General features: G+C 60.8%; 10 protein-coding genes. 6 read left to right on the top strand and 4 right to left on the bottom strand.

The window, feature by feature from the left end; genetic code table 11:
• Positions 1 to 6: 6 nt before the first annotated feature.
• Positions 7 to 1,260: a multidrug efflux RND transporter periplasmic adaptor subunit MexE gene (mexE, locus tag BLU85_RS15565; protein ID WP_092200848.1), complete on the bottom strand. Its 1,254-nt coding sequence runs from the start codon at positions 1,258 to 1,260 to the stop codon at positions 7 to 9.
• Between the two features lie 145 nt (positions 1,261 to 1,405).
• Positions 1,406 to 2,170 (bottom strand): substrate-binding periplasmic protein, encoded by a 765-nt coding sequence (locus BLU85_RS15560; RefSeq protein WP_092200851.1) that lies wholly within the window; start codon positions 2,168 to 2,170, stop codon positions 1,406 to 1,408.
• A 338-nt stretch (positions 2,171 to 2,508) separates the two neighbouring features.
• Here BLU85_RS15560 and BLU85_RS15555 point away from each other — a divergent pair, with 338 nt between their 5' ends.
• The 4 genes from BLU85_RS15555 (at position 2,509) to BLU85_RS15540 (ending at position 5,986) form a co-directional block, all read left to right on the top strand.
• On the top strand, positions 2,509 to 2,934 hold the full coding sequence (locus BLU85_RS15555) for a VOC family protein (RefSeq protein WP_092200854.1): 426 nt from the start codon (positions 2,509 to 2,511) through the stop codon (positions 2,932 to 2,934).
• Between the two features lie 128 nt (positions 2,935 to 3,062).
• Positions 3,063 to 3,683: a TetR/AcrR family transcriptional regulator gene (locus BLU85_RS15550; RefSeq protein WP_092200857.1), complete on the top strand. Its 621-nt coding sequence runs from the start codon at positions 3,063 to 3,065 to the stop codon at positions 3,681 to 3,683.
• A 202-nt stretch (positions 3,684 to 3,885) separates the two neighbouring features.
• On the top strand, positions 3,886 to 4,665 hold the full coding sequence (locus tag BLU85_RS15545) for a thioesterase family protein (RefSeq protein WP_092200860.1): 780 nt from the start codon (positions 3,886 to 3,888) through the stop codon (positions 4,663 to 4,665).
• Positions 4,666 to 4,714: 49 nt separating this feature from the next.
• Positions 4,715 to 5,986: an OmpP1/FadL family transporter gene (locus tag BLU85_RS15540; protein ID WP_092200863.1), complete on the top strand. Its 1,272-nt coding sequence runs from the start codon at positions 4,715 to 4,717 to the stop codon at positions 5,984 to 5,986.
• Between the two features lie 57 nt (positions 5,987 to 6,043).
• Here the strand turns inward: BLU85_RS15540 and BLU85_RS15535 are convergent, their stop codons facing one another.
• Together BLU85_RS15535 and BLU85_RS15530 are read right to left on the bottom strand one after the other, a co-directional pair.
• The gene (locus BLU85_RS15535) at positions 6,044 to 6,829 is read right to left on the bottom strand and encodes an SDR family NAD(P)-dependent oxidoreductase (protein ID WP_092200866.1); all 786 of its coding nucleotides are present in this window, start codon (positions 6,827 to 6,829) and stop codon (positions 6,044 to 6,046) included.
• A gap of 136 nt (positions 6,830 to 6,965) precedes the next feature.
• Positions 6,966 to 8,429 carry an efflux transporter outer membrane subunit gene (locus BLU85_RS15530; protein ID WP_092200869.1) on the bottom strand — a complete coding sequence of 488 codons (1,464 nt, stop codon included), beginning with the start codon at positions 8,427 to 8,429 and terminating at the stop codon, positions 6,966 to 6,968.
• A 218-nt stretch (positions 8,430 to 8,647) separates the two neighbouring features.
• On the opposite strand from BLU85_RS15530, the gene BLU85_RS15525 reads away from it, so the two are divergent.
• Together BLU85_RS15525 and BLU85_RS15520 are read left to right on the top strand one after the other, a co-directional pair.
• Positions 8,648 to 9,757, top strand: coding sequence for an efflux RND transporter periplasmic adaptor subunit (locus BLU85_RS15525; RefSeq protein WP_092200872.1), 1,110 nt, complete (start codon positions 8,648 to 8,650; stop codon positions 9,755 to 9,757).
• The gene (locus tag BLU85_RS15520) at positions 9,754 to 12,834 is read left to right on the top strand and encodes an efflux RND transporter permease subunit (RefSeq protein WP_092200875.1); all 3,081 of its coding nucleotides are present in this window, start codon (positions 9,754 to 9,756) and stop codon (positions 12,832 to 12,834) included. Before BLU85_RS15525 ends, BLU85_RS15520 begins: the two co-directional genes overlap by 4 nt.
• Positions 12,835 to 12,890: the final 56 nt, after the last annotated feature.

The following is a 12,890-nucleotide window of genomic DNA, read 5'->3' as shown; positions in this document are numbered from 1 at the left end:
AGTCCCTTAACCGCGTGGGGTCGCAGCGGCCAGTTTGCCTGCCGACCCTGACGCCGCCTTGGATGGCGCGACTTGGGGCAGGTTGCTGGCTTCGAGCGCTTTACGTTGTTGTGCCAGGGCGGCAATGGTTTCTTCGCTGGCCATCGGTACGGTTTCAGGCGTGACCGGCGAGCCCGGACGAGCCCGTTGCAGCCCCTTGACGATGATGGTGTCGTCCTTGCTCAAGCCGTTGCGCACGATGCGCAAGCCTTCGATCTTCGGCCCCAGCTCGACAGCGCGGTAGGCCGGCTTGTTCTCGGCGTCCATCACCAGCACGAATTTCTTGCCCAGGTCGGTGCCCACGGCTTCGTCATTGATCAGCACGGCAGAGTAGGTGCCACTGCCCACCAGCTTCAGGCGGGCGTACAGGCCCGGGGTGTAGGCGCCGTCCTTGTTGTCGAACACGGCGCGACCGCGAATGGTGCCGGTCTGCGGGTTGACCTGGTTGTCGACGAAGTTCATCTGCCCCAGGTGCGGGTTGCCGTCTTCGTTGGACAGACCCATGTAGACTGGCGTGGCCTGGCCGCGCTGGCCCTGGCGGGCGAGTTGGGTGTACTTGAGGAAGACACGCTCGTCGGCATCGAAGTAGGCGTAGACCTTGTCAGTGGACACTACGCTGGTGAGCGGCGTGACATCGGCGGTCACCAGGTTGCCGGCAGTAATCTGCGCGCGGCTGACGCGACCGCTGATGGGCGAGGTGACGCGGGTGAAGCTCAGGTTCAGCTTGGCCAGGTCCAATTGCGCCTGGATCGCCGCAACGGCGGCACGGGCTTCCTGGGCGGCGGTGGTGCGCGAGTCCGCCAGTTCGGCGGAAATGGCGTTGCTCAAGCGCAGGCGTTCGCCGCGCTGGGCTTCGTTTTCGCTGCGGGTGGCGGTGGCGCGGGCCTGGGCCAGTTGGGCTTCGAGACGACGTACTTCAGCCTGGAAAGGGCGCGGGTCGATCTGGAACAGCAGGTCGCCTTTCTTGACCAACGCGCCTTCGGTGAAGGCCACTTCGTCGATCTGCCCGGAAACCCGCGGGCGGATCTCGACGGTTTCTGGCGCCTCGAGGCGGCCGGTGAACTCATCCCATTCGTTGACAGGCTGCTCCAACACCTTGGCCACACTGACTTTGGCCGGCGGCATGGACGCTGCCGTGTCGGGAGTCTTGCCGCAGGCGCTCATCACCAGCACCGCCAGCAGCGCGAGGGGAAAACGCAATTTTGAAAGTGAATGTTCCATGGATAGCATCCGCCAATGTATTGAGAATGGGCGGATGATGCGTGGCGCAAGGCACAGGAACGAATCGAATGAAGCAAAGGTAACTATCATTCAGAATGATATAAGCCATCGATGAGGGCTCTAGCCCGGCTCCCCCCACCACAGTCTATTGCGACAAATAAAGGTCATGGACACGCTTGACGGTCCCATCCGCGCGAGGCGCTTCAACCGCATCGCGCAAATGCTCGACCATTTCCGGCGAGCATTGCTTGGAGCAGGCCAGGTAAAGGTCGGCGTAGCTGCCAACCGAACTCATGAGCAGTTTGCGCTTGGACACCTTCGGCCAGATGTAACGACTCTCCGGCACCCCGTTGAACCAGGCATCGATACGCCCCATCAACAGCATCTGGGCAGGATTGTCGCCGATGGCCAACGTATAGATCTGTTCATCGCTGAACCCTTCGCTGCGCAGGATATCTTCCTGTGCACTGCCCAGGCCGACGCCGATCTTGCGGTAGGTTTCTTTCGCTTGGGCGAAGCTGGTCACCTGCCGTTCGAGGCTGAAAAAGGCGCGCTCCATGGGCATGATCGAGGCGATCCAGGTAAAGCGATCCTCACGAGTGGGGATGCGCGACAGGGGTGTGATCAAGTGGTCATGTTCTTCACTGACATGTTTTTGCGCACGAGCCCAGGGAAGCACATGGATCTTTACGGTGTACCCGGCCCTGGCCATGGCCGCCACGGCGACATCGCCCACGATTCCGTGGCCCCTGGGATCGTCGACGAATGTCAGCGGCGGTGCGTCGAGAATGTGCAGTTCAATGACCGGAGGCTCAGCGCTCGCCTCATGGGTAGCCAGCAGCGGCAGTAACAGACAAAGCCGGTAAAGCGCTTTGGTTGAGGCGTTCAAAACGCGTGTAGTCGGGCTCATGGACGATACTTCAGGCATTGAAAGTGGTGCGCCAATCCCGGCGTACAGGGCGCCGGAAACAACGTCTACAGGCCAGCTTCTTTATAAAGTGCGGCGCATGATGCAGCGATCCAGCGGGATTCACCAGAACCGTTCCATCCCATCACGTCAATGCCGCTGCCTTGGCCCGACTGTGCTTCTGAAGGTATAGATCATTTACTCGGCGCAAGCGGCTAAGTTTGGATGCGGACCTGCGGTGCAAGGTCCCGCCGCGAAACCCCGTCCTTTCCCAGCATCGCTTGGACACGGTCTGTACGCGGCGCTACGATGGTCCAACCTCACACGTAAGAGCATTCTCGATGAGCCTTTCTCCGTTTCATCTGGCGATTCCGGTCTACGATCTTGCCGCCGCCCGTACCTTCTATGGTGAAGTGTTTGGCCTGGAAGAAGGCCGCTCCAGCAGCCAGTGGGTCGATTTCAATTTCTACGGTCACCAACTGGTGATTCATGAGCAAGCCAAGACCGCTTTCCAGGAAAGTGCCCAGAGCAATCCGGTGGACGGGCACGATGTGCCGGTCCCGCACTTTGGTGTTGTTTTGGCTTGGGAGGCGTGGGAGGCACTGGCTGAACGATTGAGATCTTTCGGTACGGAGTTTGTGATTGAACCCTACGTCCGCTTCAAAGGGCAGGTTGGCGAGCAAGCCACGATGTTCCTGTTCGATCCGTGTGGGAATGCCCTTGAATTCAAGGCGTTCAAGGATATGAGCCAGCTTTTTGCCAAATGATACGGATAAATCGGGAGCCCTTGTGGCGAGGGAGCAAAGCGCGGGTAACTGACGGACGGTTGTTTTGTGACCATATTCATAGGTGGTCACAAGTTGTCATCCCTCGCCGGGATGCGTAAGCTGCGTCCATGAATCAGCCAACAGCACCTTCGCCCAGCACTCGCGGCCCAGCCGATCATGACATTCGCGACCAGATTGTCGCGGCGGCCAACGAGCATTTCAGTCAATACGGCTACGCCAAGACCACCGTGTCTGACCTGGCCAAGGCCATCGGCTTTTCCAAGGCCTACATCTACAAGTTTTTCGATTCCAAGCAGGCGATTGGCGAAGCCATTTGCTCCAGCTGTCTTGCGAAGATCGTTGCGGCCGTGGAGGAGGCCGTCAGCGAGGAAGGGCTCTCTTCGACCGAGCGCTTTCGCCGCCTGGTCAAGACGCTGATTACCACAGGGATCGACCTGTTCTTCAATGATCGCAAGCTCTACGACATTGCCGCATTCTCCGCGTCGGAGCGCTGGCCCAGTTCCCAGGTGTATGACGCACGGATCAAGCAATTCGTGGTGCAGGTCGTACGGGAAGGGCGCGAAAGCGGTGAGTTCGAACGCAAGACGCCCCTGGATGAAACCGTTGAGGCGATACACCTGACCCTTCGGCCTTTCGTCAATCCTCTATTGCTGCAGTACAGCCTCGATCATGTCGAGGTGGCGCCGACGCTTACCGCCAACCTCATCCTGCGTAGCCTGATGCCCTGAGCCACGGCTGCGACGAGCAGCCGTCCCGATTCAAAAACGACTGTCCTTGCATTCGGGTTGTACCTGACCGAGTGGTCTCTTTTTGTCTGCTAGGTGACTATTGACACAAATGGTCACATGAATAAGTATGGCATCGACTTTCAGGTGATCCCTCTTGCGGTGCTTTTGCGGGTTCACGTTCAGGCCGTCGGAGGACGTCTAAATGACCAGTTTTGCCCAGGTGCTGGCGCAGTTTGATCCGAGCCTGCCGTTCATTGCTCCAGCCAATTGGCAGCAGGGTCGCACGATTTTCGGTGGTCTTTCGGCGGCGTTGTCGTTGGAAACGGTTCTGCGCGAACGGCCACAGGGCTTTCCTCCGTTCAAGTCTGCGCAGGTGTCATTCATAGGTCCGGTCACGCAAGCCCAGACATTCGATACCAGCGTGTTGCGCGAAGGGCGATCCGTGACCTCGGTGTCTGTCGATTGCAAGTCGGGCGATGAGCTGGCGTTGCGCACGACCTTGCTGTTCGCTCAACCACGAGCCAGCAGGATTACCCATGAAGCATGGGGATGCCCGATGGTGGAGCAGGCGTCGCGGTACACCACGCTGGCGCTGGACAACACCATTGCGCCTGCTTGCGCCTTCAATTTCGAAATGCGCCCTGCGGGTGGGTCACTGCCGGTGTCCGGGGCTACGAATCCGGAGTTACTGATGTGGGTTCGTCACCTGGATGCCCAGGGGGTAGACCCGGCGGTGGCTTTGATCGCCCTGGCTGACAGTCTGCCGCCCGCTGCGATGACCTGCTTCACAGAGCCGGCAGCCATCAGCTCGGCTTCCTGGACAATCGATCTGCCGCAGCCCGCCGTGGCCGGCGAATGGTTCCTCATCAGCTCTTTCAGTCAGCAAGCCTTGGAAGGCTACTCGCTACAGGATATGGAGATCTGGGACGAAAGCGGTCGGCGGGTGCTTTGGGCGCGCCAGACCGTGGCGATTTTTACCTAGTAGAAAAACAAACCGTTTCCCCCCAGCAATTGTTCCTAGAGTCCTAATAATGAAAAGAATCTTGCTCAAGACCCCCGTGAGTCTCGCCGTTGCGCTTGCAACGTCCCAAGTGTTTGCCAGCGGCTTTGCGCTGAACGAACAAAGCATCAGTGGGATGGGCTCGGGTTTTGCCGGGCGGTCCTCTTCCGCAGAAGATGCCAGTACTGTCTTCGGCAACCCGGCGGGCATGTCTCGCCTGAAGAAAGAGCAGGTCAGCCTGGGCGCTGCGACCCTGTTTGCCAAGAACGATATCAGCCAGACCCGCAGTACCTTCGGTGGCCAAGAGGACGGTGACGTCGTGCCGACCACCACGGTGCCGATGGGTTACTACGTCAAGCCGGTGGATGAGCACTGGGCTGTCGGCGTCGGTTTTTATGTGCCATTTGGTTTGATCACCGATTATGGCAGTGACTTTGCCGGGCGTTATTACGGCAACAAAAGCGAAGTGACGACGCTGACCTTCCAGCCGACCGTCAGCTATGCCTTCAACGACAAGGTGTCGATCGGGTTCGGTCCGACCATCAACCGGATCAGCGGTGAGATCTCCGGGATGGTGCCCAATCCCCTCAGCCCCGGCAGTAACGACGGCAAGCTCAAGAGCAATGGCGACGATACGGCGCTCGGCTTCAACGCCGGCATCCTGGTGCAGGCGACGGACCAAACTCGCCTGGGGCTGACTTACCACTCCAAGGTCAGTTACCACCTGGACGCCAAGTCCAAGCTCACCGGCGGCATTTTCAGCGTGTTGGGGGTAAGTGGCCGCAGCTATGACGCGTCGTTGGACGTGGATACTCCGGAGTCCGTGGACATCTCGCTCACTCATCAGCTCAATGACGACTGGACGATCTACCTGGGAAGTACCTGGACGCGCTGGAGCCGCTTCAAAGAGTTGACCATCGAGACCTCCGGCTTGCCTGCGCTGCTGAGCGGCGCGCTGAGCACCGTCAGCGAAGAACAGGACTGGCATGACACCTGGGCCCATGCCATCGGTGCCGCGTACAAGCTCAACGATCAATGGGTCCTGCGCGCGGGCTTGTCGGTCGACCAGTCGCCCGCCAACAACACCAACCGTGGGCCTCGGATACCAACCGGCGACCGCACGGTGCTCAGTTTCGGTGCCGGCTGGACGCCGGTGGAAGACGTGACGATCGACGTGGCTTACTCTTACTTGCAGGAAGAGAGTGTGCGCGTCAACGAGACCTCGTCGACCCGTGGCGCATACAGTTCCAAGTACCGGAACAGTGCCAGCGGTTTTGGTACTTCAGTCAGCTATCGCTTCTAACGCAATAGGGCGTATGCCGGGAGCCCTTGTGGCTCCCGGTCCTTCGCCGCAGCGCATTCATGCACCCATGACATTCGCCATGAGACGCTGGTGAAATCGGCGGGGCGTGGCCCAGGTCAACACCGTGAGCGCCTTGTTGCCGAGGCCGGGTACCACACTCATGCGCCCGGCTTGCAGCGCGCGGATGCCTGCGCGAACCACTGGCTCGGGTTGCATCATCACCATTTTCAGTGCTGGCGTGAGGGTCTGGTTGGCACTCTGCGCAAACCCGGTATCCGACATGCCTGGGCACAGCGCGGTCACGACGACACCGTCGCCCTTGAGTTCCTGATGCAGTGCCTCGGAAAAGCGAAGCACATAGGCCTTGGCCGCCGAATAGACCGCGAAATTTTTCACGCCTTGATAGGACAGCAGGCTGGCGACCTGCAAAATGTGGCCGCGGCGGCGGATGCGCATGTCCTGCGCAAACAGGCGAGTCATGGTGGTCAGGCTGGCGATGTCCAGATTGATCATTGCCAGGGATTGGTCAATGGCGTGGTCCAGGAACGGGCCCTGCAATCCATGGCCGGCGTTGTTGATGAGCACATCGACCGTAATACCCCGTTGAACCAGTCGCTTGTGCAGTTCGATGACTGCTGGAATCGAAGACAGGTCGACTTGTTCGTTGATCACCTCGATGCCGAAACGCTCACGCAGTTCTTTTGACAGCGCTTCCAGTTTGTCCAGCCTGCGGGCCACCAGAACGAGGGATTTTCCCTGCGCTGCGTATTGCCGGGCGAACTCTTCACCAAAGCCGCTTGAAGCGCCCGTGATGAGCACCCAGGAATTCTCGTTGGTTTTCATGTGGCTGGACTCCGGTTGTAGAGATTGAAAATAGCTGCGATTGCCCGATCGCGAGCAAGCTCGCTCCCACAGGGAATGAGCGCTAACCCTGTGGGGGCGAGCTTGCTCGCGATGACGGCCTGGTGTTTATGTCGGATCATCGGCTCGCGATGGGCGGTGGTGGCTGCGGCGCTTGCCAGCCGCCACCGAGCGCCCTGAATGCCGCGACCGCCGCGCGTGCCGATTCCGTCCGTGCTTGTGCCCGGGCATCGGATGCCTGGAGCAGCGTCTCGTCGGCGTTGAGGACATCGATCAGGCTGGCCGTGCCTTTCTGATAGGCGATAAAGGATGATCGACGCGCCTCGCTCAATGACGCTTCGCCTGCGGTGAGCGTCGTGGCCTGGGTTTCTCGGTTGACCAGGGCGGAGAAGGCGTTCTCGACATCCTCGGTGGCGCGCAACGCGGACTGGCGATAAGCAGCCAGCGCCTCGGCTTCCTGCCCCTTGGCCTGGTCGATCTGGGCGTTGATCCGGCCAAAATCGAACAGCCTCCAGCGCAGGCCCAGCGCCCCCGACGCCTGGCTGGCGCCGCCGGAGAAAAGGTGCCCGGCAGAGACCGTCGTGGCACTGCCGAGCAATGCGCTGAGGGAAAATTTCGGATAGTACTCGGCGACGGCTTCACCGATGCGGGCATTGGAGGCGGCGAGACGACGCTCGGCGACGATGAGGTCCGGCCGGCGGCGCAGCAGATCGGCGGGTGTACCCATCCCGCTGATTTGGGGGGGCAGGGGAATGCTCCCTGTCTCGGTCAGTTGCGGGCGGTGGGTGCCTGGCGGCGTGCCGAGCATGACATCCAGCGCATTCATGGCGGCATCCAGCCCGGTTTGCAGGACCGGTACCGTTGCCTGGACCTGGGCAAGTTCGCCCTCGGTCTGGCGGACCTGATAGCTGGCGGCGAGCCCTTTGCTGTAGAGCAACCGGACTTTTTCCAGCAGGTCCTGCTGGGTCTTGACCTGGCGGTTCGCAATGTCCAGTCGCGCTTGCAAGCCGCGCAGGGTGATGTAGGTGTCAGCGGTCTGCGCGGCGACGGCCAGCCTCGTGGCCGCGGCCCCGGCCTCGGAGGCCTGGTATTCGGCCAATGCAGCTTCGCGTCCGCGTCGCAGGCCACCAAAGACATCCAGTTCCCAGCTCGCGCCCAGGTCCATCGAGTAGGTATTTCCGTATCGATCATAACCGGGGGTTGAATTGAGCACCTGGCCCAGCGGCGTTTCGACGGATTGATAGGCCCGTGCGGCCTGGCCGCTGATATTTCCCGACGGCAGCAAGGCAGCGTTGGCGGCGCCCAGACCCGCCCGCGCCTGGGCAACGCGCGCTGACGCTTGGGCAAGGTCGAGGTTCTGCTCCAGCGCCTTGTTGATGAAATCGGTCAGCACCGGATCGCCAAAACCCTCCCACCAGGTTGTGAGACGGGTCTGCGCTGTGCCGGCCCTTTGTTCGACAGAAGACTGGCCCAGGAAACGATCGGAAAGCGTGGCATCGGGACGCTGATAGTCCGGGCCGACCGCGCAGCCGGTCATCAAGCTGGCGCTTACTAAAAAAGCAAGGGGTCGCAGGGGTGGCATTGACGTTTCCTTGGGATCGACATTTGTGACCATATTATATGATGGTCACACCCTGTCAATTGGTGATGGAAGTGGCCTTCAGAATTGAAATCACAGTATTTACTGGGCGCCTGTAAAAAATCAGTTTTTAAAAACTGTCCCGCGATATGTGACCATTGACAGTATTGGTCACGAGCGCAAGAATGAGTTCCCAATCCTCCGTTCAGTAAAGGGAACCTATGCTCCGGCTCCGACCTGTCACCCTTGCCGCTTGCTTGTTGCCTCTTGTCCTCACGGCGTGTGGCGACTCCTCCACCGCCACCGATCCGCGCACGCTTGCTCCTCTGGTGAGGGTTGCGCAAGTGCAGGGTTCTTCCGTCGGCGCTCGTTCTTTCACCGGCGTCGTGGCGGCCCGTGTCCAGAGCGACCTGGGCTTTCGTGTGTCAGGCAAGGTCCTGGAGCGGTTGGTGGATGCCGGTCAGTCCGTCAAGAAGGGCCAGCCGCTGATGCGCCTGGACCCCATCGACCTGGGCTTGCAGGCGCGAGCCCAGCAAGAGGCTGTCACGGCCGCACGTGCCCGGGCCAAGCAGACCGCTGACGATGAAGCTCGATATCGCGAGCTGGTGGCCGCCGGGGCGATTTCGGCGTCGGGTTATGACCAGATCAAAGCCGCCGCCGATACCGCGAAGGCGCAGCTCAGCGCCGCCGAGGCGCAAGCCGACGTGGCCCGCAATGCGTCCGGCTATGCGGTGCTGCTCGCCGACGCCGATGGTGTGGTGATGGAAACGCTCGCCGAGCCGGGGCAGGTCGTCAGTCCGGGTCAACCGGTGGTCCGACTGGCGCGAGCAGGGCAGCGCGAAGCCGTCGTGCAACTGCCCGAGACCCTGCGGCCGGCCGTCGGGTCCAGCGCCCAGGCGACGCTGTATGGCAATACCAGCGGTGCGGTCACCGCCAGGCTGAGGTTGCTTTCCGATTCGGCTGACCGGGTGACCCGTACCTTTGAAGCGCGCTATGTCCTGGAAGGCGCCCTGGCTAATGCACCGCTGGGCTCGACCGTCACACTGCGTATCACCGAGGGTGTGGCCCAGGGGCAGGTGCTGCAAGTGCCGATCGCGGCGCTGTACGACCCCGGCAATGGCACTGGCGTGTGGGTCATCGACGGCGAGCCGGCAAAAGTGACTTGGCGTCCCGTCCAGGTCTTGGGCTTGAGCGACGACGCGGCGCGCGTTGCAGGCCGTCTCAACGTCGGTGAGCGGATTGTCGCCCTGGGTGCACATCTGCTGCGTGAAGGCGAGCCCGTCCGGCTGCTTGCTCAAGGCGATGTGAATGTCGCGGAGAGCCGCCAATGAGCTTCAACCTTTCGGCGCTCGCCGTGCGCGAGCGCGCCATCACGGTATTTCTGATTTTTCTGATCGCTGTCGCCGGGACCCTGGCGTTCTTCAAGCTTGGCCGCGCGGAGGATCCGCCATTCACGGTCAAGCAACTGACCGTCATCACTGCATGGCCGGGGGCGACGGCGCAGGAGATGCAGGACCAGGTCGCCGAGCCCCTGGAAAAACGCCTGCAAGAATTGAAATGGTACGACCGCTCGGAAACCTACACTCGTCCCGGCCTGGCTTTCACCATGGTTTCGCTGCTGGACCGCACGCCACCTTCACAGGTGCAGGAAGAGTTCTACCAGGCGCGCAAGAAGCTCGACGACGAAGCCAGCAAGTTACCGGCGGGTGTGGTCGGCCCCCTGGTCAACGACGAGTACTCGGACGTGACGTTCGCGCTTTTCGCCCTCAAGGCCAAGGGCGAGCCGCAGCGCCTGCTGGTGCGTGATGCCGAGGTTCTGCGCCAGCGCCTGTTGCATGTGGCGGGGGTGAAGAAGGTCAACATCATCGGCGAACAGGCCGAGCGCATTTTCATTTCCTTCTCCCATGACCGGCTGGCGACCTTGGGTGTTTCTCCCCAGGATATCTTCGCCGCACTGAACAGCCAGAACGTACTGACGCCCGCCGGCTCCATCGAAACCAACGGGCCACAGGTTTTCCTGCGGGTGGAGGGGGCTTTCGATAAATTGGAGAAAATTCGTGATACGCCGCTGGCCGTCCAGGGGCGCACGTTGAAACTTTCGGACGTGGCGACAGTTGAACGTGGCTATGAAGACCCGGCCACCTTCCTGGTGCGCAACAACGGCGAAGAGGCGTTGTTGCTGGGCGTGATCATGCGCGAGGGTTGGAACGGCCTCGATCTGGGCAAGGCGCTCGATGCCGAAACGAGCAAGATCAATGAAGGCATGCCGCTGGGCATGACGCTGACCAAGGTGACCGATCAGGCCGTGAACATCGATTCGGCCGTCGGCGAGTTCATGGTCAAGTTTTTTGTCGCGCTGCTGGTTGTGATGCTCGTGTGCTTTCTCAGCATGGGCTGGCGTGTAGGCGTTGTGGTCGCAGCGGCCGTACCGTTGACACTGGCCATCGTTTTTGTGGTGATGGCGGCTTCCGGTAAGAACTTCGACCGGATCACCTTGGGTTCGCTGATCCTGGCGCTCGGGCTACTGGTGGACGATGCGATCATCGCAATCGAAATGATGGTGGTGAAAATGGAGGAGGGATATGACCGGATCAAAGCCTCCGCTTATGCTTGGAGTCACACTGCTGCACCGATGCTATCCGGTACGCTGGTGACGGCGATTGGCTTCATGCCCAACGGGTTTGCCCAATCTACCGCTGGCGAGTACACCAGCAACATGTTCTGGATCGTAGGCATCGCCCTGATCGCCTCTTGGGTGGTTGCGGTGGCTTTTACCCCTTACCTGGGGATGAAAATGTTGCCGGACATCAAACCGGTCGAAGGCGGACATGCCGCCATTTACAACACCCGCCACTACAATCACTTCCGCCAGGTCCTGACGCGGGTCATCAGCCACAAATGGCTGGTGGCCGGTACGGTGATCACGCTGTTTGTCGTGGCCGTCCTGGGCATGGGCCTGGTGAAAAAGCAGTTCTTTCCGACTTCAGACCGTCCCGAGGTAATGGTCGAGGTGCAAATGCCCTATGGAACTTCCATCGAGCAGACCAGCGCCGCCACGGCCAAGGTCGAAGCCTGGCTGCAAAAACAGGCGGAAGCGAAAATCGTCACCGCCTATATCGGACAGGGCGCGCCGCGTTTCTTCCTGGCAATGGCGCCAGAACTCCCAGATCCGTCGTTCGCCAAGATCGTCGTGCTGACGGACAGCCAGGAGGCACGGGAAACCCTCAAGTTCCGTCTTCGGGAAGCGGTTGCCGCAGGGCTTGCCCCAGAGGCCCGTGTCAGGGCGACCCAGATTGTGTTCGGTCCGTATTCACCGTTTCCGGTGGCCTACCGGGTGATGGGGCCTGATCCGACGAAACTGCGGGAGATTGCCGCACGCGTACAGGACGTCATGCAAGCCAGCCCGATGATGAGAACGGTCAACACCGATTGGGGGCCGCTGGTGCCGACGCTGCATTTCAACCTGGATCAGGATCGCCTGCAGGCGGTCGGACTGACATCCAGTGCCGTCGCCGAGCAACTGCAATTTCTGCTGGCCGGGGTGCCAATCACGGCGGTTCGTGAGGACATCCGTTCGGTGCAGGTAGTCGGTCGAGCCGCCGGTGACATCCGTCTTGACCCCGCCCGGATCGAAGGCTTTACGCTGGTAGGGGCCGCCGGGCAGCGTATCCCGCTGTCCCAGGTCGGCGAGGTGGATGTACGCATGGAGGATCCGATCCTTCGGCGACGTGATCGTACGCCGACCATCACCGTGCGCGGCGACATTGCCGAAGGCTTGCAGCCACCGGACGTATCGAGCGCGATGCTCGAGCTGTTGCAGCCGATCCTCGACACGCTCCCTGACGGCTACCGGATCGAGCAGGCAGGGGCTATCGAGGAATCGGGCAAGGCCAACCAAGCAATCCTGCCCTTGCTGCCGATCATGGTGGCGCTGACGCTGCTGATCATCATTGTCCAGGTGCGTTCGATCTCGGCGATGCTCATGGTGTTCTTCACCGCGCCCTTGGGACTGATTGGCGTGGTGCCGATGCTATTGATATTCCACCAGCCGTTCGGCATCAATGCCCTGGTCGGCCTGATCGCACTGTCGGGCATCCTGATGCGCAACACGCTGATCCTGATCGGGCAGATCCATCACAACGCCCAAGAAGGGCTGGATCCGTTCAATGCTGTCATCGAAGCCACCGTACAGCGGGCCCGCCCCGTGCTGTTGACAGCGCTGGCGGCGATCCTTGCGTTCATTCCCCTGACGCACTCGGTGTTCTGGGGTACGTTGGCCTACACGCTGATCGGCGGTACGTTCGTCGGCACCCTCATGACCCTGGTGTTCCTGCCGGCAATGTATTCCATCTGGTTCAAGATCCGTCCTGGCCAGCCTGCTCCAATTGAAACAGTACGGCTGGTATAAGCGAGTGTTCACGTGTGGCTGCCAGTGAGCGTCGACCGAGAAATGAAGAGGTTCTT

The sequence above is a fragment of the Pseudomonas sp. NFACC14 genome (genome assembly GCF_900106885.1).
Classification (GTDB): Bacteria; Pseudomonadota; Gammaproteobacteria; order Pseudomonadales; family Pseudomonadaceae; genus Aquipseudomonas; species Aquipseudomonas fluorescens_AA.
The sequence above is the reverse complement of the archived record's forward strand: the minus strand, read 5'-3'. Positions and strand labels throughout refer to the sequence as shown.

Coding starts and splice junctions, on each gene's coding strand:
- mexE (WP_092200848.1), bottom strand. CDS start 1,260: ATGGAACATTCACTTTCAAAATTGCGTTTTCCCCTCGCGCTGCTGGCG.
- BLU85_RS15550 (WP_092200857.1), top strand. CDS start 3,063: ATGAATCAGCCAACAGCACCTTCGCCCAGCACTCGCGGCCCAGCCGAT.
- BLU85_RS15525 (WP_092200872.1), top strand. CDS start 8,648: ATGCTCCGGCTCCGACCTGTCACCCTTGCCGCTTGCTTGTTGCCTCTT.
- BLU85_RS15560 (WP_092200851.1), bottom strand. CDS start 2,170: ATGAGCCCGACTACACGCGTTTTGAACGCCTCAACCAAAGCGCTTTAC.
- BLU85_RS15530 (WP_092200869.1), bottom strand. CDS start 8,429: ATGCCACCCCTGCGACCCCTTGCTTTTTTAGTAAGCGCCAGCTTGATG.
- BLU85_RS15520 (WP_092200875.1), top strand. CDS start 9,754: ATGAGCTTCAACCTTTCGGCGCTCGCCGTGCGCGAGCGCGCCATCACG.
- BLU85_RS15540 (WP_092200863.1), top strand. CDS start 4,715: ATGAAAAGAATCTTGCTCAAGACCCCCGTGAGTCTCGCCGTTGCGCTT.
- BLU85_RS15545 (WP_092200860.1), top strand. CDS start 3,886: ATGACCAGTTTTGCCCAGGTGCTGGCGCAGTTTGATCCGAGCCTGCCG.
- BLU85_RS15555 (WP_092200854.1), top strand. CDS start 2,509: ATGAGCCTTTCTCCGTTTCATCTGGCGATTCCGGTCTACGATCTTGCC.
- BLU85_RS15535 (WP_092200866.1), bottom strand. CDS start 6,829: ATGAAAACCAACGAGAATTCCTGGGTGCTCATCACGGGCGCTTCAAGC.